General features: G+C 71.8%; 17 protein-coding genes and 1 CRISPR repeat array (1 of these 18 cut by a window edge). Of the genes, 12 read left to right on the top strand and 5 right to left on the bottom strand.

All coding sequences use genetic code 11. The features are described from left to right. Nucleotides 1-1,919: a CRISPR direct-repeat array (repeat unit 28 nt; unit sequence GTCGGCCCCGCGCCCGCGGGGGTGTTCC) (it extends 3,294 nt beyond the left edge of the window). A gap of 630 nt (nt 1,920-2,549) precedes the next feature. From AB0389_RS19395 to AB0389_RS19405, 3 genes are all read right to left on the bottom strand, one after another. Next, nucleotides 2,550-2,744: a hypothetical protein gene (locus AB0389_RS19395; protein ID WP_366396639.1), complete on the bottom strand. Its 195-nt coding sequence runs from the start codon at nt 2,742-2,744 to the stop codon at nt 2,550-2,552. Between the two features lie 85 nt (nt 2,745-2,829). Continuing rightward, on the bottom strand, nt 2,830-3,243 hold the full coding sequence (locus AB0389_RS19400; protein WP_366396640.1) for a hypothetical protein: 414 nt from the start codon (nt 3,241-3,243) through the stop codon (nt 2,830-2,832). Between the two features lie 14 nt (nt 3,244-3,257). After that, a complete protein-coding gene (locus AB0389_RS19405; RefSeq protein ID WP_366396641.1) occupies nt 3,258-3,506 on the bottom strand; it encodes a hypothetical protein in 249 nt (82 codons plus the stop codon). 56 nt (nt 3,507-3,562) lie between these two features. On the opposite strand from AB0389_RS19405, the gene AB0389_RS19410 reads away from it, so the two are divergent. The 9 genes from AB0389_RS19410 to AB0389_RS19450 all read left to right on the top strand — a co-directional run bounded on the left by AB0389_RS19410 (nt 3,563) and on the right by AB0389_RS19450 (nt 13,732). Beyond that, on the top strand, nt 3,563-3,973 hold the full coding sequence (locus AB0389_RS19410) for a Rid family hydrolase (RefSeq protein WP_366396642.1): 411 nt from the start codon (nt 3,563-3,565) through the stop codon (nt 3,971-3,973). Nucleotides 3,974-4,190: 217 nt separating this feature from the next. Then, nucleotides 4,191-4,928, top strand: a complete 738-nt coding sequence (locus tag AB0389_RS19415) for a dienelactone hydrolase family protein (RefSeq protein ID WP_366396643.1) — start codon at nt 4,191-4,193, stop codon at nt 4,926-4,928. Between the two features lie 406 nt (nt 4,929-5,334). Further along, nucleotides 5,335-5,673: a hypothetical protein gene (locus AB0389_RS19420; RefSeq protein WP_366396644.1), complete on the top strand. Its 339-nt coding sequence runs from the start codon at nt 5,335-5,337 to the stop codon at nt 5,671-5,673. A 406-nt stretch (nt 5,674-6,079) separates the two neighbouring features. Then, nucleotides 6,080-9,844, top strand: a complete 3,765-nt coding sequence (locus AB0389_RS19425) for an Ig-like domain-containing protein (protein ID WP_366396645.1) — start codon at nt 6,080-6,082, stop codon at nt 9,842-9,844. A 170-nt stretch (nt 9,845-10,014) separates the two neighbouring features. After that, nucleotides 10,015-11,061 carry an NAD-dependent epimerase/dehydratase family protein gene (locus AB0389_RS19430; protein WP_366396646.1) on the top strand — a complete coding sequence of 349 codons (1,047 nt, stop codon included), beginning with the start codon at nt 10,015-10,017 and terminating at the stop codon, nt 11,059-11,061. Between the two features lie 56 nt (nt 11,062-11,117). Further along, a complete protein-coding gene (locus tag AB0389_RS19435) occupies nt 11,118-11,285 on the top strand; it encodes a hypothetical protein (protein ID WP_366396647.1) in 168 nt (55 codons plus the stop codon). A gap of 399 nt (nt 11,286-11,684) precedes the next feature. Further along, entirely contained in the window at nt 11,685-12,230 is a 546-nt protein-coding gene (locus AB0389_RS19440) for a helix-turn-helix domain-containing protein (RefSeq protein ID WP_366396648.1), read from the top strand. Between the two features lie 14 nt (nt 12,231-12,244). Continuing rightward, nucleotides 12,245-12,595: a hypothetical protein gene (locus AB0389_RS19445; RefSeq protein WP_366396649.1), complete on the top strand. Its 351-nt coding sequence runs from the start codon at nt 12,245-12,247 to the stop codon at nt 12,593-12,595. 93 nt (nt 12,596-12,688) lie between these two features. Then, nucleotides 12,689-13,732 carry an alpha/beta hydrolase gene (locus tag AB0389_RS19450; protein ID WP_366396650.1) on the top strand — a complete coding sequence of 348 codons (1,044 nt, stop codon included), beginning with the start codon at nt 12,689-12,691 and terminating at the stop codon, nt 13,730-13,732. 121 nt (nt 13,733-13,853) lie between these two features. On the opposite strand, the gene AB0389_RS19455 is transcribed toward AB0389_RS19450, so the two are convergent. After that, on the bottom strand, nt 13,854-16,226 hold the full coding sequence (locus AB0389_RS19455) for an FtsX-like permease family protein (protein ID WP_366396651.1): 2,373 nt from the start codon (nt 16,224-16,226) through the stop codon (nt 13,854-13,856). Then, on the bottom strand, nt 16,223-17,008 hold the full coding sequence (locus AB0389_RS19460) for an ABC transporter ATP-binding protein (RefSeq protein WP_366396652.1): 786 nt from the start codon (nt 17,006-17,008) through the stop codon (nt 16,223-16,225). The genes AB0389_RS19455 and AB0389_RS19460 overlap by 4 nt, the downstream gene beginning before the upstream one ends. A 160-nt stretch (nt 17,009-17,168) precedes the next feature. Between AB0389_RS19460 and AB0389_RS19465 the strand changes: the two genes are divergently transcribed. The 3 genes from AB0389_RS19465 to AB0389_RS19475 form a co-directional block, all read left to right on the top strand. Next, on the top strand, nt 17,169-18,638 hold the full coding sequence (locus AB0389_RS19465) for a histidine kinase (protein ID WP_366396653.1): 1,470 nt from the start codon (nt 17,169-17,171) through the stop codon (nt 18,636-18,638). Next, entirely contained in the window at nt 18,635-19,306 is a 672-nt protein-coding gene (locus AB0389_RS19470; RefSeq protein WP_366396654.1) for a response regulator transcription factor, read from the top strand. Before AB0389_RS19465 ends, AB0389_RS19470 begins: the two co-directional genes overlap by 4 nt. Before the next feature lie 180 nt (nt 19,307-19,486). Next, the coding region (locus AB0389_RS19475) for a hypothetical protein (RefSeq protein ID WP_366396655.1) at nt 19,487-19,758 on the top strand (272 nt) is incomplete at its 3' end.

Genomic DNA, 19,758 nt, shown 5'->3' on the forward strand with positions numbered 1-19,758 from the left:
CGTCGGCCCCGCGCCCGCGGGGGTGTTCCCCGAGCCCGCCGGCCTTTTGGTCGGCGGGCTCTGTCGGCCCCGCGCCCGCGGGGGTGTTCCTGTGACGGGCCCGGACCGGCTGCACCTGATCGCGTCGGCCCCGCGCCCGCGGGGGTGTTCCGAGCCCGAGCCGGGTGATGGCGCAGCTGGGCCGGTCGGCCCCGCGCCCGCGGGGGTGTTCCCGTCGGCTCAACGCCCACCAGGTCGCCGAGCTGGTCGGCCCCGCGCCCGCGGGGGTGTTCCGGTGCGCGCGACGCTCGGGGACCTCGCCGACGTGTCGGCCCCGCGCCCGCGGGGGTGTTCCCTGGTCGTGCCGGGCGTGGTCTTGCCGCCCGAGGTCGGCCCCGCGCCCGCGGGGGTGTTCCCTCCCGTCTGGTGTTGACACATACGACGGTAGCGTCGGCCCCGCGCCCGCGGGGGTGTTCCGGGAGCAGCAGCGGCGGTTGCCGCGCAGCGACCGTCGGCCCCGCGCCCGCGGGGGTGTTCCAGGCGACGTCACCGGCGCACTGACAACCGGCGAGTCGGCCCCGCGCCCGCGGGGGTGTTCCTCCCATATCATTTACTCCCGAGTCCCGAAAACTGTCGGCCCCGCGCCCGCGGGGGTGTTCCGGAGGACAGCGTCCGGAGCCAGCTCAGCCGCTGGTCGGCCCCGCGCCCGCGGGGGTGTTCCACGATGCGCGGTGCGTCAGCGGGAGGCTCGGACGTCGGCCCCGCGCCCGCGGGGGTGTTCCGCCGGTCGGGCAGCGGGGTGGGCAGGATGGCACGTCGGCCCCGCGCCCGCGGGGGTGTTCCTGGCCATGGGGTCAGTCTCTCGCGTCACAGCGCGTCGGCCCCGCGCCCGCGGGGGTGTTCCCTCCCCGCCCTCGCTGTCGCATGCCCGGCGTGCGTCGGCCCCGCGCCCGCGGGGGTGTTCCGATGATCGCCCGCAGCGACCCGCGCCGCCGGATGTCGGCCCCGCGCCCGCGGGGGTGTTCCGCGAGGCTGTCACCCACCCCCATCTCCGATGGGGTCGGCCCCGCGCCCGCGGGGGTGTTCCTGCTCACGCGGCACCGCCGAGACCGTCGCGCACGTCGGCCCCGCGCCCGCGGGGGTGTTCCGCCGACCGTTGTCGCCCTGTCCTGCATCCACATGTCGGCCCCGCGCCCGCGGGGGTGTTCCTCTGGTGGTCGCGCTGCTGCCCGCGCTGGTGCCGTCGGCCCCGCGCCCGCGGGGGTGTTCCGACGGTCAACGGCACCGTCGAGGGACGCCGGGCGTCGGCCCCGCGCCCGCGGGGGTGTTCCGATCGGGCTCGACTTCCCGAGCGCGGGGCGCGTGTCGGCCCCGCGCCCGCGGGGGTGTTCCCGGTCGCGTCGGCTTCGACGAGGAGCCGTACGGGTCGGCCCCGCGCCCGCGGGGGTGTTCCGACTCCGGCGACCTGGTCGGCGCGGGCGCGTAGGTCGGCCCCGCGCCCGCGGGGGTGTTCCGTACCACGGGTGCGCTCCCTGCCCCCGCTCACCGTCGGCCCCGCGCCCGCGGGGGTGTTCCTCTCCGGCGCCACCCTCGACATCGCCCTCGGCGGTCGGCCCCGCGCCCGCGGGGGTGTTCCGACGTTGGACGCGAACCGTGCGGTCCTGATCAAGTCGGCCCCGCGCCCGCGGGGGTGTTCCCCTTATCCGCCCCACGGATCTGCCCGCCGGTCAGTCGGCCCCGCGCCCGCGGGGGTGTTCCGGCGGGTGGGATCGGGATCGGGTTCGGCACGTTGTCGGCCCCGCGCCCGCGGGGGTGTTCCTTGTGAGACGGTGCCGATCTGGGCCGCCTCTCAGTCGGCCCCGCGCCCGCGGGGGTGTTCCGGTGACCGTGGTCATGGTCGACGCCGACCACTGTCGGCCCCGCGCCTACGGAGATGTTCCCGGTGCCTCACCGCCGTCCGTGCCACACCACATACCGATTACACTCTGCGACCATTCGCCAAGATGGATTCAGGCCCTTGCACGACCGTTCTGAGCAGCCTCCGGCAGGATGGGCACGGAACCAACAGCCACCGCACACCCCGGATCGACCACCGAGAGAAGGCAGGCGAAACGGACCGCCGGAGGCCCTGCTTGCGGTGTGGACACGTCCACACCGGACCCGTCAGAGGCCGATCGAGCAGGGTCCAGCGGGATGGAAACGGGGTGGTATGTCCCACTCTCGGGAAAAACCGCAGGTGAGACGGGTCACGCAAGCGGGTTCAAATCCCTCCGCTACCGCTCTCACACCCTCCTGAACTGCGGAAACGCGATCAGGGGGGTGTTTTGCGTGTGGACGTGTCCACACGGCCGTGCGGCACAGGAGCCGGCATCCACGCAACTGGCCCGGACGGCAGGCGCGTTGTGTCTGCCCACGGAGGGATCCGCCCCACAGATCCCTCGGCCGGTTCTTGCGCTCCGGCCTCACACAGCACCGAGGAATACGATCGGGCCAACCCGCGGTCCCGTCAGACGTCTTCGCCGAACAGCCTGGCCGCCGCGAGCGGGTCCATCAGATTCGACCAGGCCTGCTCAGCCGGGAGCAGGTCGCGCTCCCGGCAGGGCGTACTCGGGATACCAGCCGCCCGCCTCACATCCGGGAACGTTGCCCAGGATCACGGTGGCCAGGTTCGCGGGGACCGAACCGGTGATACGTACCGCGACATAGGTCTCGTGCCCGTCGTCCGCGCGGACTTGCAGGCCGAGGGTGAAGGTATCGAAGTCCACCGCGTGCTCACGGCCGTCCCTCGGAGTGGACCTGGACAGATCCAGGATCGCGGCCCGAAGGTGCCGGACGAACCGCACTCCGGCCTCAGCCTGATACCTGACGTGGTCTTCCCTCGCCGGCAGCAGATGGCCGGTGTACGTGGACGTCTTCAGCCCGTCGGCATGGCTGGCGTTGTGACGGGCCGAGCCGCCTTCCCGTCCGATTCCAGCGCGGCATAGAAATCGCCACCCGAGCCGTCCTCGCGCCGCCCGCGGCAACCAGCCACGGAAGATCCGCATCGATCCAGACCGCGCCGCGCCACCGTTGCACCTTCACCTTGAACAGAACCTGGTCATCGACGGAACGGATCCGCTCGTGCTTGGAATCCTCCCCCGAGAACTGCTCCGCCGCCTTGGCCAACAGCGGATGACCGATCTCCGCCAGCGGCACCGTGACCGCGGGCACCGGCAGATCCAAGTCGTCACGCAGACAGCGCAGCGTGGGCCGAGCAGGACGCATCAGGGGGACTCCCGTTACTCGTCGATCCCGCCGACCGCATCGATCTCCTCCGCGGTCAGCCCAGTCAGCAGCATCACATCCGACTTCAGCGAACCGTCCAGCACCTGAAGCGCTTCGACCATGCCGACCCGCAGATCCTCACGACGCTGCTCCAGATAGGCACGTACCGCCTCAGCGACAAGATCCTTCTTGGTCAGTCCCAAGAAGTGCGCGCCCTGGCTGATGAGCTTGTCCGTATCCAGGTCCACCTTGAGCGGCGCCAACCGGCCGTTGGCAGGATGTCCGCGCTCGACATCCGATGGGAAAGGACCCCACGACCGTGGCTCGTGCCATCACTTTGATCCGATCCGCTTCCCTGTCCGACGTCGCCGAGTACGCCTACGCGGCCACGGCGCCCGCCGAGTCACGCCTGATCTTCCTCGCTGGGGCGTGTCCGCTGAACGAAGACGGCTCCACAGCGGCGATCGGGGACTACGCGGGCCAGGCAGCGAAAGCCATCGAGAACATGGAGGCCGCTCTTACCGCCTCAGGCGCGTCACTCCAGGACGTCATCAGCACACGGGTTCTCGTCGCTACGGCCGGGCAGGAGGACCTGGTGGCCGCCTGGCAGGTAGTCCGGGACTCATTCGCTGACCATGACGTCCCCAGCACCTTGATGGGCGTCACCGTGCTCGGCTACAAGGACCAACTGGTCGAGATCGAGGCCGTCGCCGCCGTGCTCGATTCCTGAGGCCCCTTCCAGGGACACCGCAAACGCCGGGACGTCCAGCAGTCCGCCAGGACGGCTGGACGGCTGGACGGCTGGACGGCTGGACGTCGAGGAACGTAGGGGTCGGCCGGCCTTGGCGGGCTCCTCGTTTGTGACGGGTCAGAGGGACACTCGCGCCTTTCTGCCAGCGGCGGAACACCGGCCGGACCGGGCTCGACGATCACTACAGTCCAGCCTCATGACGACGATGACGACGCGTACGGTCGAGTACCCGGCCGACGGTCTGACGATGATCGGGCACCTCGCGCTCCCGGCCGGTGTCGACCGCCGGCCCGCGGTGCTGCTCGGACCGGAGGGCATGGGGCTCAGCGACGTCGAGCGCCGCCGGGCCGACGCTCTCGCCGAGCTGGGATACGTAGCGCTGGCCTTCGACCTCCACGGCGGACGCTATTTGGGCGACCCCGAGGAGATGCTGGCCCGTTGCCTGCCGCTGCTCGCCGACCCCGACCGGATGCGGGGCATCGGCCACGCGGCGCTCGACGTATTGCGCGCCGAACCGCGGACCGACCCCGACCGGATCGCCGCCGTCGGCTACGGCACCGGGGGCGCCATCGCGCTGGAACTCGGGCGCGACGGCGTCAGCCTGCGCGCGATCGGGACAGTCAACGCGACTACCACCGGCCGGCCGGGCGAGGCGGCGCGCATCCGCTGCCCGGTGTGGGCCGGGGTCGGGTCGGAGGACCCAATCATGCCGCCCGCGCAACGGAACGCGTTCACCGCCGAGATGCAGGCCGCGGGCGTCGACTGGCGCCTCACGGTCTACGGAGGGGCCTTGCACGCCTTCCACCACCCGCCGGTCGACCACCCCACGGTCCCCGGCGTCGGCTACCACCCACGACACGCGCAGCGAGCCTGGCGCGACGTCGTCGACCTGCTCGCCGAGTGCCTGCCCGTCACGGAGGATCTGGGGGCATGACCCAGCTGTCCCGTCGAAGTGCATCTGTCAGACGGCGAGCCGCCGGCCTGGTGGGCTGTCACATCGATGGAAAACGCCGGCCCTCGGCATTCTCTACGGGCATGGCTTTCACGGAATCGTTCTGACGGATAGGACGGTTGGCTCAGCCGTCTTGCTCTTCAGCGAAGCTGCCCATGGTCTCCCTCAGGCGGCGCCGTGCTGCATCCAGACGCTCCCCGTAGTCATCGGAGAACGCCGCGAGGTGACTGTGGTCCTCAGCCGAGATCCTCTTGCTGACGGCGAGGGCTTCGATTCGGTCAAGACGATCGGTCCACTCCTTTCCGAGGTCGATCGGAACTGACCGGCCTGTACACCGTGCTGGAGAACTACAGCAAGCTCGACCGTGCCGACCGAACCCGGAGCGACTGTGAAGAAAGCGCCGCTGTGGAAGTCCTTCGTTCCCGTGGTGGTGAATCTGCTGCTCGGGATCCCGGCCCTCGTACCGATCTTCCTGACCTGGTACTTCCTGTCCAACGGCCCAATGGCAGAGCTGGGATGGACGCGGCAGGACCCGAACGAGGACGACGGGATGCTGCTGTGGCTCGTCATCATCGCGCCGGTGGTGGCCTGCTTCGCAGGGTTCTGGACACTGGTCAATCTGTGGATACGACGCACGCTGATCGCCGAGGCGCCGCCGTACCCGTACTGGCTGATCTCGGTGACGCTGAGCCTTGCTCCGTTCTTCCTGGCCATCGGATTCGGCTGAGGGCACCACCCCGCCGGGACGGCGAGCGTGGCGTGCTCTGCCGGTGCGTCGGCGCGCCGGTTCGGCTCAAATTCGTGACGGGCCGTCATCTATGCCCCATGTAACGCGTTTCGCGTAAGCGCAGGTCACAGGCGTCGGGCGATTTATCGGTGAAGTCGCCATTCAGGGTGATTTACATGATGTCTAGATCAAAAGTAGCGAACATCTGTGTTTCGACCCCCCGAAGATGTGATCGAGATGTGAATGTTCGTGCGGCTGTCGATCAGTTGAAGCGGACGCGTCTTCGGATGCGCCGCGCACGGGCGTCACGCTCGCGCACTCGAAAGTGAGAGGTCAGGCACAGGTGCACATATCAAGACCCCAGCGGACGCGGCTGCGTCCGCTTGCCGCAGGAGCCGCGGCGCTGGTGGCGCTCAGCGCGCTGTCTGTTGTGACGGCTCCCCTCGCCACGGCGGCGGACTCGCCGTCCGCCGTGGTCCGTTCGGGAGACGGGTGGACCGTGACCAGGGCGGCCGGCGGGTACGTCGTCGCGCTGGACCTGGACGACGCGCTCCCCGTCAAGAGCGACCTTCCCGAACTGGTCGCCGACGGAATCGATCTCGGTCCCGCCGTGGAGTCCGCCGATGGCCGGACGCTGACGGTCAGTACGACCGACGACTCGGTGGCCACGGCCAAGAAGGTCACCTGGCAGTGGTCCACCGGCGGCAACAGCACGGCCACCGGGCCGACCACCCTGCTGTCGGCGGCGGCCCAGTCCAAGGCGCGGAAGCTGACCGAGGCCGCCTCAGAGGCCAAGGCCGAGGCCAACCCGCGGCTCGCCGCGAACGCGGTCGCCGGGGACATCGGTGGCGCGGGGACGACCGCTGACGACCCGACGGCCGTCGGCACCGGCTCGTACACCGTCGCGGACTACAACTTCGGCGCCCAGTCCATCGCGCTCGCGGGGATCGGCGGTATCCGCGGTGAGGTCCAGGGACGTGTCTACGTCCCGACCGACGGCAAGCCGCACCCGGTGGTGATCTTCCAGCACGGCCGCCACAGCTCCTGCTACAACACCACGACCCTGCGGGCCCAGAGCGGCTGGCCCTGTCCGGCGGGCACGGCACCGATCCTCAGTTACGCCGGTTACGACGGCGCCGCCGAGGCGCTCGCGGCCGACGGGGTGACCGTCGTGTCGATCTCCGCGAACGCGATCAACGCCAACGACAACCAGCTCGCCCCCGACTACGGCGCGCGCGCCCGCGGTCAGCTCGTCCTCGACACGCTGAGCCTGCTGAAGAAGGCCGACAGCGGCGAGCCCGTCGTACTGCGCGACGCGGCGACCGACCGGGACGTCACCCTGGAGCAGGCGCTGGCGGCCGGCAGGGACACCCGCCCCGGCGGCACCCTCACCCCGGCCCAGCTCGTCGGTTCCATGGACTTCGGCTCGATCGGGCTCATGGGCCACTCGCGCGGCGGCGAGGGCGTGGTGGCCGCGACGACGCTCAACGCGGCCCTGCCGCAGCCGTGGGGCATCAAGTCCGTACTGCCGCTGGCCCCGGTCGACTTCACCCGTACGACGCTGCCCGACGTGATCACCACCACGATGCTCCCGTACTGCGACGGTGACGTGTCGGACCTCCAGGGGCAGCACTTCTACGCCGACTCGCGGGACACGTTCTCCGACGACGTGCACCGCTCGGCCCTCTGGGTGATGGGCGCCGACCACAACTACTTCAACTCCCAGTGGACCCCGCCGGTTCCGGGCGGCTCCGACGACTGGTCGAGCGCCTCCGACGCCGTGTGCGGGACCAACGCCACCGCGCTGGCCTCCGGCAAGAACATCCGGCTCACCGCCCCGCAGCAGTACCAGGTCGGCGCCGCGTACATATCCGGCTTCTTCGAGGCGACCCTGCGCGGACGCACCGAGTTCCAGGGCATGTTCGACGGGTCGCAACTGCTGCCGCCCTCCGTGTCCGGCTTCACCGACGTCCGTACGGTCGTCCAGCAGCCGTCCTCGGCGCGCCGCGACATCGCCACGTTCAAGAAGACCAGCCCGCTCATCGGCACGACGACCGCCGCCACCGCCACGGTCTGCGCCAACAAGTCCGGGCGGACGGTGCCTGAGCCGTATCCGCTCTGCACCAACCCGGGCAGCGTCCTCACCAACCAGCAGCTGCCGTACTGGACCCCGGCGGCGTTCGCCCCGAACGTACCGCTGAATGTCATGACCCATCTGACCTGGACGGCGACGACCGGCGCGCTCGCCGTGACGCTTCCGGCCGCCCAGCAGAACGTCTCGGGCTACGACACGATGACCGTCGCCATGTCGCCCGACGAGAGCGTCACCACCGGTACCGACATGACGCTGAGCGTCAGTGACTCGGCCGGCCGCACCTGGAGCAGCCGGGTCTCCGAACTCAACGCGTGGGGCGTCACGAGGATGCCCGCCAGCGGATCGACGATCCTCGGCAAGATAGTGCTCCAGCAAGTGAACGTCCCCACCGCGACACTCGCCGCCGCCGGGCTCGACCTCACCCGTGTCACGAGGGTCGCCTTCACCGCGGCCGTCGGCGCCGACGGTGTCAATACCGGCGGTGTCTACCTCTCCGATCTCGGCTTCGGCAACAAGGCGCTGGGCAAGCCCGGTGCGCAGTCACGGCCGACCGTCAACGTCGCCTCCACCCTGGTCGAGGAGGGCAACGGTCCCAGCGCGGCCCAGGTGGCCGTCCACCTGTCGCAGGCGAGCACGTCGCCCGTCTCCGCGTACCTCTCGGTGATCGGTTCGGCGACCGGCAAGGTCGGGCTCGCCATGCAGAAGGTCACGTTCGACCCGGGTACGACCTGCCGCGTGGTCGACGTACCCACGACGGGCGACACCCTCCCGGGCGCCGCCCCCACCACCGCGTACAAGCTGGGGGTCTCCAACTCCACCGACGCGGTCCTGGGCAGTCAGGCCTTCGGCACCATCACGGTGCGCGAGGACGACGGCCTGACCGGTACGGCGACGCCCGCACCGCCGGTCGGTGTCCAGGGCGACCCCTGCGACGAGTACACGGCGCTCACCCGGCCGGGCACGCTGACGGTGAGCGACACAGACCCGGAGCCCGGCGCGGCCCTCACGGTCGGCGGCTCCGGCTACCGCGCCCGTGAGAGCGTGGCGTTCGGCATCGGCGAAACGGCCCTCGGCAGCGCTCTCGCCGCGGCCGACGGCTCCGTCACCTTCCAGGCCACCGTCCCCGCGGACCAGCCGTACGGGACGACGACGCTGCGCGCGGCCGGGGCCGGCTCCGGCTTCACCGGCACCGCCGAGATCGATGTCCTGGCCACCACCACGACCTCGCTCACGCTCACCCCGGCGGCGCCGCGGATCAACGAGGCGGTCACCCTCAAGGCGGCGGTCACAGGACCGGGGACCGACGGCGGAACCGTCACCTTCCGGAACGGCACCACCGTGCTCGGTACGGCCCCGGTCGCCGACGGCACCGCGTCGCTAACGCTCCCGGCCGGCTTCAAGGCGGGGACGTACAGCTTCACCGCCGGCTTCGGCGGCACGCCGTCCGCCGACACCTCGGCCTCGGCCCCGGTGCAACTGGTGCTGGTGAAGGGGAAGAGCACCATCGCCATGGTCCTGGCGACCAAGTCGACCGCCTACGGCCACGCGGTCTCGGGCGCCTTCGCGGTGGCCGGCGCCACGAACGGTACGGTCGCCGTCGACTACGGGACCGGCTCGCTCACGGCGAAGGTCGGGAGCAAGGGGACGGGTTCGTTCACCCTGCCCGCCTCGCTCAAGGTCGGCAAGCACACCGTGTCCGTACGGTTCACGGGCACCGACTTCGTGGACCCGAGCGGGACCGCCACGCAGAACCTCACGGTCGCCAAGGCGAAGACGAAGACCACGCTCACCCTCACCAAGACCACACAGGCCAAGGGGAAGTCCCAGACCGTCAAGGTCACGGTCGGCGGCCACAGCGGGGCCGCGTACCCGACCGGCAAGATCAAGGTGACGGCGAAGGTCGGCGGCAAGTCGACCTCCAAGGAGGTCACCCTGACCGCGTCGAAGAAGGGCGCGATCACCTTCACCTTCACCCTCCCCAACCAGAAGGGCACGGCGACCGTCACCGCCGTTTACGGAGGTGACACCAACTTCCTCACCAGCACGTCGGCGCCGAAGAAGGTGAAACTCACCTGACACCGGGCCACTTGACGACGGGGAGGGGTGGACGGGGCCGCGAGGCTCCGCCCGCCCCTCCCCGCGTTTTCCCGTGCTTTTCCGTGCTTTTCCGTATCTGCCCGCGTCCTCGCGTGTCCTCCCGGCCTTGCCGGTGGCACCGAGGCCACCCCGGCGGGCAGGATCGCCGCATGAAGATTCTTGTGCTGGGGGGAACCTGGTTCCTCGGTAAGGCGGTTGTCGAGGAGGCTCTCGGGCGCGGGTGGGAGGTCACGACGTTCAGCCGGGGACTCTCCGGGGAAGCGGTGGCCGGGGCGCGGGCGGTGCATGGTGACCGTACCGTTGCGGCTGATCTTCTGCGGCTGGCGGGGAAAGGCCCCTGGGACGCCGTCGTCGATACCTCCGCCTCCGAACTGGCCCCCCGGGATGTGCTGGCCGGGGCGCGGGCGCTGGAGGCGTCGGCCGGGGGGTACGTCTACGTATCGACCGTGTCGGCGTATCGGGGGTGGCCGGACAAGCCGTTGACCGAGGTGTCCGAGGTGCTGGACGGGCCGCCGGACGCGGACGGTTCGTACGGGCGGATGCCGGAGGGCGCGGAAGGGCCCGATCTGCATTACGGGCGGCAGAAGGCCGGCGCCGAGCGGGCCGTGCTCACCACCTTCGGGGACGCGCGGACGACGGTGCTGCGACCGGGGGTCATCCTCGGACCGGGAGAGTACGTGGGGCGCTTGCCGTGGTGGCTGGGGCGGGCCGCGCGCGGTGGGCGGCTGCTGGCGCCGGGGCGGGCCGACAAGACGATCCAGCCCGTGGACGTACGGGATGTGGCCGGTTTCGCGCTCGACCGGGCCCCGGCCTCCACGGCCAGTAGTGGTGCTGGTGGGGTCTTCAATGTGACCGCGCCGATCGGGCGGGAGACCATGGGTGGCTTCCTCGCGTCCTGCCTCGAAGTGACCCGGTCCGACGGAGAGCTGGTGTGGGCGCCGGACGAGGTGCTGGTCCGGCACCGCGTGCGCCAGTGGACCGAGCTGCCGCTCTGGCGCACCCATCCGGGAGCCTGGCAGATCGACTCCAGGGGCGCGTACGCCGCCGGGCTGACCTGCCGCCCGCTGGCCGAGACGGTCAAGGACACCTGGCAGAGGCTGAGCGGCGGCGGGCAGCCGGTGGACCATCCCCGGTGGGCCAAGCACGGCATCCCCGCCGCACGGGAAGCCGAGATCCTCGCCGCCCTCGGCAGCTGAGGCCCCGCGCCTACTCCCCTATCGACAGCTGCGCGCCGCCGCCCAACTGGTGCGGCATGGCGCCCCGGCAGAACTCCTCGATCCGTTCCCCCAGCGCCGCCCCCGTACGCGAACGCCTGCAACGGGCCGTGCTCGATGACCTGCCCGTACAGCGCCGCCGTACGCACGAGCTGTACGGACGGCCTGACCGCGCCGAGGTCGAAGCACGCCGCCGCCGGCAGTGACGCACACTGCCCCGCAGCCAGATACATCCGCTGGCTCTGGCGCGGCACCTGCGTACGGTCCAGCATCTCCTGTGCCAGGGCGAGCAGCTCCTTCGCCCGTACGTAGATGTCCAGCGGCGGTGTGCGGCCGAGGCTCTGCGCGAGCGCGACCACGTCCTCTTCGAGCTGGTCGATGGATATGTCGGGGACGGCCTGCGAGGCCGCAGCACTCGCGTGGGCCGATGCCTTCCGTGCGGTCATCTGGAGATCACGCACCGGAAGGTCGAACATGTGCTCAAGGATCTGCGGAGCCGGCGCAGCCGCAGCCGTACGTCGTAGCTGTAGCTGTAGCTGTAGCCGCCGACAGTTGAGGAACGATCGTTCTTGACCGATCGTTCCTCAACTGTCTACTGTCAAGTCATGGGCAGACCAAGGGCGTTCGACGAGGACGAGGCGGTGCGCGCCGCCGTTGGTCTCTTCGGCGGGCGTGCGTACGACGGGGTGTCCGTTGACGATCTCGTCACCCATCTCGGTGTGCACCGCAACAGCCTGTACAAGACGTTCGGCAGCAAGCGCGGCCTCTACCTGATCGCCCTGCGCCGCCATCTCGCCGACGACGTACGCCCCTTGGCCGACGCGCTCGCCGCCGCGCCGGACGCCGCGACCGCGCTGCGGCTCGTCACGTCGGCCGACCTCGGTCTGCTGCTGCTCGCGGTGGTCGAACGGGCACCGGTCGACGAGGAGGTCGCCGCCGAGGTGGCGGACGCGCTGGCCGCCGTCGACCGGGCGATCGCCGATGCGCTCGGCATTCCCGCCGATCTGGCCGCCGCCCTCACGGCCGCCGCGCTGGGCATCCTCCTGCGCGGCAATCCCGGCAGTACCGATGGCCCCGGCAGTACCGACGGTCCCGGCAGTCCCGGTGGCGTCGGCAGCGCCCTGGCCCGACTCCTCGATCATTCCGGCTGACAAGGAAGACCGACATGGCACTGGTCCGCATCGACGGCGACGACCTCGTCGTCGTGATGGAGGGGCTCGACAGACTCTGGGCCCAGAAGAGCAGTCTGACCATTCCGCTGGTCAACGTCCGTGGCGCGACCGCCGACCCCGGCATCGCCGCCGATCCCAAGGGGATCCGCGCGCCCGGCACCCACCTGCCCGGTGTGATCACGGCGGGCACGTTCCATCTCGACGGCGAGAGAGTCTTCTGGAACGTCAAGGATCCGTCGAAGACCGTCGTCGTCGAACTCGCCGACGAACGCTACGCCCGCCTGGTCCTCCAGGTCGACGACCCGCGCGCGACCGTCGCGCTGATCGAGAGCGCCCTGAGCTGATCGCACCCCGATCCGAGAACACTCCGAGCCGAGAACGCCCCAAGCCGAGAACGCCCCAAGCCAAGAACACTCCGAGCCGAAAGAGGCAGACCTGTGTTTCTCCACTTCGCCGCGGTCCTGACGGCGTTGACCGTCCTGACCGCCACCCCGGCCGAGGCGGCGCCCGCCCTCGTGCCCGCCGCCGACCGCGAGGTCGTCTTCACCGTCGAAGGAACGACGACGTACGGCACCCTGCACATCCCCGCGCACCGCCCCGGACAGCGGCTGCGCGCCGCGCTGCTGCTGCCAGGCAGCGGACCCACCGACCGCGACGGCAACCAGCCGCCCGCGCTCACCCCGAACACCCTGGCGCACATGTCCGACGCGCTCGGCACCGACCGGGTCGCCACACTGCGGTTCGACAAGTACGGCACCGGCCGCACCGGGCTCGGCGCCTACCGCGACCGGCCCGAAGAACTCGACTACCCGGCGTACGTCCGCCAGGCCACGGCCGCCTACGCGTCGTTGCGCGATCAGCCGGAGACCGATCCGCGCGCGCTGATGGTCGTCGGGCACAGCGAGGGCGCGATGACCGGGCTGCTGCTCGGCGGCACCGTCCACCCGCGCCCGGCCGGTCTGGCGCTGCTGCAACCGCAGGCGATCCGCATGCTGGACCTGGTCGCGCTGCAACTGAAGGACCAGACCGCCGAGGCGGCCCGACAGGGCCATCTCACCCCGGAGCAGCAGCGCACCATCGACGCGGCGATCGATGCCGCCGTCACCGCCCTGCGCGCACACCGACCGGTCGACACCACCGACCTGCCGTCCGGGGTCGCCCGGCTCTTCGAAGCCTTCCAAGGGCCGAACGCCCGGTTCGTCGAGAGCGACGACGCCATCTACCCGCCGGATGCCGTCGCGGCACTCCGGCCGGGGACCGAGGTGCTGCTGACGTGCGGTACGAACGACGCCCAGGTCTCCTGTGCCACCACGGACGCCCTGACCGCCGCCCTGCGCCGCGCACACGTCGCCGGTCCCGGCCGGGTGCCACTGCCCGGGGTGGACCACCTGCTGCACGACGCCGACCACCCGGACACCCTCGCCCCGGCCGCGCTCGACGCCTTGCGGCGACTCGTTCTCCGAGGCGGCGCCCCGGCATAGGTCCGGTCAGGACCCCACCGGGCGCTCGGACCCGCCCCGACCTCATTCGGCATTCGGTACGCGTGGCCGATTCGGTGCGCAGGGCCTATTCGGTACGCGCGGCCGATTCAGTGCGCGCGGCCTATTCGGTGCGCAGGGCCGTGGCCGTACGGGACTTGGCGGCCCACCCCGCCGGGAGCAGCGCGCCCAGGGCCGCGATGAGCGGGCCGCCGAGTGCGAGCGGGAGCAGCTGGGCCGCGTGGTAGACGGCGACGACGGAGTCGGGGAGGCGGAGCCCCACGCTGTCGCCCATCGCGGGGATGACCAGCCCGTGCAGCAGTACGCCGAGCGGCAGTCCCAGGGCTCCGGCGACCAGTCCGGTCACGGCGACCGAGGTGAGGACCATGGCGAGGGTCCCCCGGGGCGTCATGCCGAGCGCCTTGTGGACACCGATCTCCCGGACGCGTTCGCGGGTGTCGAGCAGTACGCCGTTGAGCACACCGAGCGCGGCGACGGCGACGAGCATCAGGGTGAGCATGCCGGAGAGCGCGTTGAGGGTGACGACCATGTCACCGCCGGTCCGGAGCCCGCCGACCCGGGCGGTCGCCCCCAGCGGCGCCAGGTCCTTGTTCAGCGCGTTGACGTAGCCGGTCACGTCGGTGCCCGGCGCGACCGCGATGTGATGGCTCGTCTCCGTCAGGTCGGGGTGTGCGGCCGTGAGGGCCGCGGCGTCGGTGAAGACCTGCATGCCGTCGTTGCGGGGGTCGAGGACCTCTCCGACGATCCGGACCGTGACCGGCGCGGCCGGGCCGTTCAGGCCGTTCAGACCGTTCAGGGTGACGGTGTCGCCGATACGGGTGCCGGTGGCGGCCAGGAAGGGCGTCGGGACGACGGCCTCGCCGGGCTTGTCGATCCAGCGTCCCGCGACCATCGTGTAGCCGCCCCAGGAGGCGTCGCCGGTGAAGGCGATCACGTCGACGGTGCCGGTCAGGCCGGACACGGTCGCCCGTACGGTCGCGGCGCTGTAGTACTTCCCGGTTCCGGTGGCGGACTTGATGGCCGCGGCGACCGCTGCGGGATCGGGGCGATCGCCGGGGCTCTGCGGTCCCCCAGGTCCCCCCGGTCCGAAGTCCGGCAGGGGCGCGGGCACCGTGACATCGGCGGCGTCGTGCGCCCTGGCCTTCATCACCTGGCCCAGCGACGCGCCCATCCCCACGGTGAACGTGACGGCGGCGGCGCCGAACAGGACCGCCGTGCCCATGGCCAGCGCGCGGGCTGGCCGCGCGAAGGGCCGGGCCAGGCCCAGCGCGACCGGCCTCGGCAGCGGCAGCCGGCCGGCCAGCCGGGCCGCCCACCTGCCGCGCCCCGTCGCGGCGGTCCGCCCGACGGCGAGCGCGTCGACCGTACGCAGCCGGCCGGCCCGCCAGGCGCTCGCCCACGCGGTCGCCGCCACCAGCCCGAGCACCCCGGCTATCACCGCCGCGTCGACCCAGGGGGCGACCGCCAGGGACGAGGCGCCGTACACCTCCTCCGTCTCGGCCAGTACGGGGACGGCGAGCAGATGTCCGGCGAGGACACCGGCGGCCGTGCCGACCGCAGCCGGGATCAACGCCTGGCCGACGTACGCCCGTACGACCTGCGCCGGAGTGAAACCGAGGGCCTTGAGGATGCCGATACGGCGCGTTCCCGTACCGACGGCCGACGCGACGACGTTGCCGACGATCAGCACCGACATCACCAGGCCGAGTGCGCCGAACGCGACGAGGAACGGGACGTAGAGGGCGGTGTCGCGCTCGGCGCTCCTCTTGACGGTGAGCCAGGACTGTTCGCCGACGGCCGCTCCCGACGGCAGGGAGTCCGTCACGGCCGCGCGGCCCTCGGCGATCCGGGCGGCGGTGCCCGCGTCGGTGAAGCGGTAGAGCATCTGGTAGCCGTCGCTGCCTGGCGCGGTGAGCGCCGGCATCTGCGACGGCACCACCCAGGCATCGGCGGTCCGCGTGACCGAGCGGGCCACCCCGACCACCGTCAGCGCCGGAGCGCCGGAGAGACCGGGAAAGGACATCCGCATGCCCATGGTCGGGAAGAGCGCGGAGTCGGCGGACAGCACGACCTCGCCGGGGCGCGCGGGCCACCGCCCGTCGAGCAGCGCCACCTCGTCCACGTCCCGGCCGGGACCGCCCCGGCCGACCACGGTGATCGGCCACCCGGGGCCGGCGCCGTCCGCGCGCGGGGTGACCGTCGCCGTACGGAACGGCCCCGCCGCACCGCTCACCCCGTCGGCGTCCTTGGACTTCGCCAGCTCCCCGGCGCTCACCCGGCCCGCGTCGAACCGTACGGACAGATGCGCGCCGCGCTGCTGGGCGAAGGCGTCGTCGAAGGGCGCGCCGGAGACCACCAGCAGCGTGCCGCCGAGGACGGAGGCGGCCACCGCCATCATCGTGGCGAGCCCGATCACCAGCGTCTGCACCCGGCGCCGCCCGACCCCCGAGCGCACCACCTTGCCGAGCGCGCTCATCGGACGACGTCCGGGGCGGCGGCCTGCGGGGCGACGGCCTCCGGGGCCATGGGCTTCGGAGCCACCGGCTTCGGGGCCACCGGCTCCTGCTCAACGGCCCGCGACCGTACGACGTCCTCCGCGATCCGGCCGTCGGCGATCCTGACCGTACGGTTCGTGCAGGACCGGGCCAGCGCCAGATCGTGGGTGACCACCACGATGGTCTGGCCCTCGGCGTTGAGGTCGGTGAGCAGCCCGCTGACGTCCTGTCCTGCGGCCGTGTCGAGGGCGCCGGTCGGCTCGTCGGCCAGGAGCAGCGCCGGCCGGTTCATCAACGCCCTTGCCACCGCGACGCGTTGGCGCTCGCCGCCGGAGAGCCGCCCCGGGTGGGCACGGGCGTGCCGGTCGATGCCGAGCAGTTCCAGGAGCTCCGCCGCCCTGCGGTCCGCCGCGCCGCGTGCCATACCCGCGAGGCGCGCGGGCAGGGCGACGTTGTCGGAGACGGTCAGATCGTCGAGCATGTTGAAGAACTGGAAGACCATGCCGATCCTCGACCGCCGGTAGAGCGCGGAGCCGGCCTCGCCCAGCCGGTCCACCCGTACCCCGTCCACGGTGACGGTCCCCGTATCGGGCCTGTCCAGGCCCGCGATCAGGTTGAGCAGGGTGGACTTGCCGCTGCCGGAGGGGCCGAGGATCGCGACGGCCTCGCCGGGCCGCACGGTCAGCGACACCTCGTGCAGTGCGGGCGGGCCGTCGTCGTACCGGCGGCTCACCTCGCTCAGTTCGATCACCGGCGTGGTCATGAAGTGGCTCCTCGGGTAAGGCGGTTGGCTGCCCGAACGCTAGAAGCGGCACCCGCCCGCCCGCGTCGCCCGCCGGGACCCCTTGCCGTACCGCGCCGGGATGATCCCCGGAATCGTCATCCCTGCGATGTAGGCGGGTGATGTATCCGGTGCGGCGGGAATGGCCACCGGGGCGGACTCCACGGATCGGCGCGGCGGCGACAATGAACCGGTGAGGGACGTACGTACGACGCTGGAGCGGCTACGGACGCGGACGCGGCTGCCGCTGCCGTTGCCGTTGCCGGAAGCCGCACGCCGTGCGGTCCGCGATGTCCGGCTGCCGAGCGGTCCGCCGCCGCGGCCCACCCCGCGCGCCCGGCGGTTCGACGCGCTGGTGGCGCTGGCACTCGGCGTCGCCACCGTCTACTACGGCATCGACAACGCCAATAACGTCGTCATCCGGGAGATCGCGCCCGGTGTGGAGCACGTCGTGCCGCGCCCGGCGGGACCCGGCGGCATGGCCTTCATGGTGGCCCTCGCGTTCATCGCCTCGGCCGCCCTCGCGCTGCGCCGCCGCTACCCGCTCGCCGTGCTGTGCGTCGTGACGGCCGCGACCCTGGCGACACCGCACAGCGTCATGCGGCTGACCTTCTACGCGTTCGTCATCGCCGTCTACAGCGCGGCCGTGTACAGCCCGTACCGGGTGGCGGCCCTGGGGGCGCTGCCGGTGGCGGTCCTGCTGGTCGGTACGGCGGGGAACTCGGTGACGCCGATCGTCCCCAACGAGTACATCGCCCTGCTGATCCTGGTCCCGATGGCCGTGGCCGCCGTCGGGCTGCGCACCTGGAAGCTCCGCACCGACGAGGGCCGCACCCGGCTCTCCGCCCTGGAGCGCGAACAGTCCGAGGCGCTGCGGCGGGCCGTCGCGAGCGAGCGGGCCAGGATCGCCCGCGAACTGCACGATGTCGTCACGCACAACGTCAGCGTGATGATCATCCAGGCGGGCGCCGCCCGCAAGGTCATGAAGACCTCCCCCGCACAGGCCGGCGAGGCGCTGCTCACCGTCGAGGCGAGCGGCCGGGCGGCCATGACCGAACTGCGGCACGTCATGGGGCTGCTCACCATGGCGGACGAGAGCGAGGCGACGGGCGGAGGCACGGACAGAGGCGCGGACGGAGGCACGGGCGGCGGCGCGGGCAGAGGCACGGACCCTGCCGGTACGGCGGTGGACCCGGCCGGTGTGCCGGCGGCGCTGGCCCCGCAACCCGGCCTGGACCAGCTGGAGACGCTCGTCGGGCGGGTCAGGGAGGCCGGGCTGCCGGTCTCCCTGACCGTGACAGGACCGCCCCGGCCGCTGCCGCCCGGCCTCGAACTCGCCGCCTACCGCGTGGTCCAGGAAGCCCTGACCAACACCGTGAAGCACGCGTCCGGCGCCACCGCCACCGTGACCGTCGCGTACGGCCCCGACCAGCTGCGGGTGGATGTCACCGACACCGGTGGCCGCCCGGGCGCGGGCGCCGGCGCGGGAAGCGGCCGGGGCCTGATCGGGCTGCGCGAACGCCTCGCCGTCCTCGACGGAACCCTGACCACCGGACGGCGCCTCACCGGCGGCTACCGGGTGGAAGCGCTGATCCCCCTGGAGGCACCGTGACCGAGCCGCTGCGGGTGCTGCTCGCCGACGACCAGACCCTGGTCCGTACCGGATTCCGGATGATCCTCGGCGCCGACGGCATCGACGTCGTCGCCGAGGCGACCAACGGGGACGAAGCCGTCGAAGCGGCCCGCCGCACCCGGCCCGATGTGGTCCTGATGGACATCCGCATGCCCGGGACGGACGGTCTGGAGGCCACCCGCCGCATCCTCACCGGCGCCCCGGGCGAGCCCCGCGTCCTCATCCTGACCACCTTCGACCTGGACCAGTACGTCTACGCGGCGCTCTCCGCCGGGGCCAGCGGCTTCCTCCTCAAGGACGTCACCCCGGAGTATCTGGCCGCGGCCGTCCGCACGGTCCGTACCGGCGACGCCCTCCTGGCGCCCGCCATCACCCGCCGCCTCGTCCGGCGCTTCGCGCAGCGCGGCGGCGACACCGCCGCCCACCACCGCGACCTCGCCTCGCTCACCCCGCGCGAACTGGAGGTGCTCGGCCTGCTGGCCCGAGGACTGAGCAACGCCGAACTCGCCGCGCGCCTCCACCTGGCCGAGGCGACCGTCAAGACCCATGTCGCCCGCATCCTCGCCAAACTCGGCCTCCGCGACCGGGTCCAGGCGGTCATCGTCGCGTACGAGACAGGGCTGGTCAGCGCCGGCGACCGTACCTGACCCGCTCGACCCGCTCGCGTCACCGGCCGGTCACGGAAAAATCGGTCGCTGTGCGAGGGCAACCCATCGACGGTGATCCACGTCCTTCTGTTCATACTCAGTATGCAGCCGCTCGGACATACTCGGTATGCACTGTTTTCGATCACTCGTTTGATCGAACGCCTCAACGTTGGGGGAGTTTTGCGTACGTACAAGAAGAGGGCCGGCGCTGTCATGGTGGCCGCTCTGCTCACGGCCGGGCTGACGTCAGGTGCCACCGCGGGTGCGGCTTCGGCCGTCGGCGCCGACAGTGCGGAAGCCGCCCGGGCGTTCGCGGCGAAGGCGCGGCAGGCGCAGTCCGCCGCGTCGGTGGTCACCCTCATCACGGGTGACCGGGTGCATGTGGATGCCCAGGGGCGGGTGACGCGTGTGCAGCCCGGCAAGGGCCGCGAGGGCGTCCGGATGAAGGTCAA

Origin of the sequence: Streptomyces sp. NPDC093109 (assembly GCF_040701725.1) — a bacterium.
Classification (GTDB): Bacteria; Actinomycetota; Actinomycetes; order Streptomycetales; family Streptomycetaceae; genus Streptomyces.

Excerpts from the sequence above, each read along its gene's own strand:
- AB0389_RS19400 (WP_366396640.1), bottom strand. The coding sequence starts at position 3,243 with ATGCGTCCTGCTCGGCCCACGCTGCGCTGTCTGCGTGACGACTTGGAT.
- AB0389_RS19415 (WP_366396643.1), top strand. The coding sequence starts at position 4,191 with ATGACGACGATGACGACGCGTACGGTCGAGTACCCGGCCGACGGTCTG.
- AB0389_RS19430 (WP_366396646.1), top strand. The coding sequence starts at position 10,015 with ATGAAGATTCTTGTGCTGGGGGGAACCTGGTTCCTCGGTAAGGCGGTT.
- AB0389_RS19435 (WP_366396647.1), top strand. The coding sequence starts at position 11,118 with ATGGCGCCCCGGCAGAACTCCTCGATCCGTTCCCCCAGCGCCGCCCCC.
- AB0389_RS19440 (WP_366396648.1), top strand. The coding sequence starts at position 11,685 with ATGGGCAGACCAAGGGCGTTCGACGAGGACGAGGCGGTGCGCGCCGCC.
- AB0389_RS19445 (WP_366396649.1), top strand. The coding sequence starts at position 12,245 with ATGGCACTGGTCCGCATCGACGGCGACGACCTCGTCGTCGTGATGGAG.
- AB0389_RS19455 (WP_366396651.1), bottom strand. The coding sequence starts at position 16,226 with ATGAGCGCGCTCGGCAAGGTGGTGCGCTCGGGGGTCGGGCGGCGCCGG.
- AB0389_RS19460 (WP_366396652.1), bottom strand. The coding sequence starts at position 17,008 with ATGACCACGCCGGTGATCGAACTGAGCGAGGTGAGCCGCCGGTACGAC.
- AB0389_RS19465 (WP_366396653.1), top strand. The coding sequence starts at position 17,169 with ATGGCCACCGGGGCGGACTCCACGGATCGGCGCGGCGGCGACAATGAA.